Source organism: Streptomyces sp. NPDC048361, from assembly GCF_040651795.1.
Classification (GTDB): Bacteria; Actinomycetota; Actinomycetes; order Streptomycetales; family Streptomycetaceae; genus Streptomyces.
In genome coordinates this window covers 1-1,778 of sequence record NZ_JBEZKW010000135.1, presented here as the reverse complement: position 1 = coordinate 1,778, position 1,778 = coordinate 1, and the positions used below count along the sequence as shown (strand labels likewise).

Annotated in this window: 3 protein-coding genes; 2 read left to right on the top strand and 1 reads right to left on the bottom strand. The window is 69.3% G+C overall.

The genetic code is table 11. From position 1 onward, the window contains the following. Together AB0D31_RS34665 and AB0D31_RS34660 are read left to right on the top strand one after the other, a co-directional pair. Positions 1–1,045: acyl-CoA carboxylase subunit beta (locus tag AB0D31_RS34665; RefSeq protein ID WP_362730903.1), on the top strand; the 1,045-nt coding region annotated here is incomplete at its 5' end. 52 nt (positions 1,046–1,097) lie between these two features. Beyond that, entirely contained in the window at positions 1,098–1,310 is a 213-nt protein-coding gene (locus AB0D31_RS34660; RefSeq protein ID WP_362730900.1) for an acyl-CoA carboxylase subunit epsilon, read from the top strand. 181 nt (positions 1,311–1,491) lie between these two features. Here AB0D31_RS34660 and AB0D31_RS34655 read toward each other — a convergent pair. After that, positions 1,492–1,778: ATP/GTP-binding protein (locus AB0D31_RS34655; protein ID WP_362730897.1), on the bottom strand; the 287-nt coding region annotated here is incomplete at its 5' end.

Sequence of the window (1,778 nt, the reverse complement as noted above, 5' to 3'; positions counted from 1 at the left end):
CGCGGGCGGCGCGGCATACAGCCCGGCGCTCACCGACTTCGTCTTCATGGTCCGGGAAACGTCCCAGATGTTCATCACCGGACCTGACGTGGTGCGGGCGGTGACGGGCGAGGAGATCACGCAGAACGGCCTCGGCGGCGCCGACGTGCACGCCGAGACCTCCGGCGTGGCGCACTTCGCCTACGACGACGAGGAGACGTGCCTGGCGGAGGTCCGCTACCTGATCTCCATGCTGCCGTCGAACAACCGGGAGAACCCGCCGGTCCACACGAGCGACGACCCCGCCGACCGCCGCTCCGAGGTGCTGCTCGACCTGGTCCCGGCCGACGGGAACCGCCCGTACGACATGCACAAGGTGATCGAGGAGCTCGTCGACGACGGCGACTTCCTCGAAATCCACGAGCGCTGGGCACGGAACATCATCTGTGCGCTGGCCCGTCTGGACGGCCAGGTCGTCGGCATCGTGGCGAACCAGCCGCAGTCCCTCGCCGGTGTGCTGGACATCGAGGCATCCGAGAAGGCGGCTCGCTTCGTCCAGATGTGCGACGCGTTCAACATCCCGATCGTCACCCTGTTGGACGTCCCCGGCTTCCTGCCGGGCGTCTCGCAGGAGCACGGTGGAATCATCCGCCACGGCGCGAAGCTCCTGTACGCGTACTGCAACGCGACGGTGCCCCGCATCTCCCTGATCCTGCGCAAGGCGTACGGCGGCGCGTACATCGTCATGGACTCGCAGTCCATCGGAGCCGACCTGACATACGCGTGGCCCACCAACGAGATCGCGGTGATGGGTGCGGAAGGCGCCGCCAACGTCATCTTCCGCCGCCAGATCGCGGATGCCGAGGACCCGGAGGCGATGCGGGCGCGCATGGTCAAGGAGTACAAGGCGGAGCTGATGCACCCGTACTACGCGGCTGAGCGCGGCTTGGTCGACGACGTGATCGACCCCGCCGAGACGCGGGCCGTTCTGATCGCCTCGCTGGCGATGCTCAAGTCCAAGCACGCCGACCTGCCCTCCCGCAAGCACGGCAACCCGCCTCAGTAAGCCTGAGCAAGGCCCCAGTAAGCCTTCGAAGCTTCAGTAAGAGGAGACGAACGTGACCACTCCGAATGCCAAGTCCTCCGAGTCGCTGCTCCGCGTGGAGAAGGGTGACGCCGCTCCCGAGGAGCTCGCCGCGATCACCGCGGTGCTGCTCGCCCGCGCCGCGGCCCAGCCCGCCGCGGCTCCCAAGCGCGGCCGCTCCACCGCCGGCTGGCGCCGCCTGGAACGCACCCCCGGCTTCCGCGCGCCGCACTCCTGGCAGGGCTGAGCCCCGCGCAGGACTGCCTCGCTGCATAGCAAAGCCCCCGCCTTCATGGGCGGGGGCTTTCAGCTGCGCCCGTACTGCTGCTCATCGCGGGTGGCGGTGTATCGCCCCGCGGGCGGGTGGGCAAACGCGTCGGGGTCCGGGGCGGAGCCCCAGAGGGTGGGGCTCCGCGGGGGCGGCCGGCTCAGCGGAGTCGGGCCATGAGGGCGTGTTCGACGAGGGTGATGAGGGCGCTTTTGGCGTCGGCGCGGTGGCGGGCGTCGGTGACGATGATGGGGGTGTCGGGGCCGATCTGGAGTGCTTCGCGTACTTCGTCGGGGGTGTAGGGCTGGTGTCCGTCGAAGCCGTTGAGGGCGATGACGAAGGGGAGTCCTGAGTTTTCGAAGTAGTCGACGGCGGGGAAGCAGTCGGCGAGGCGGCGGGTGTCGACGAGGACGACGGCGCCGATGGCGCCGCGGACGAGGTCGTCCC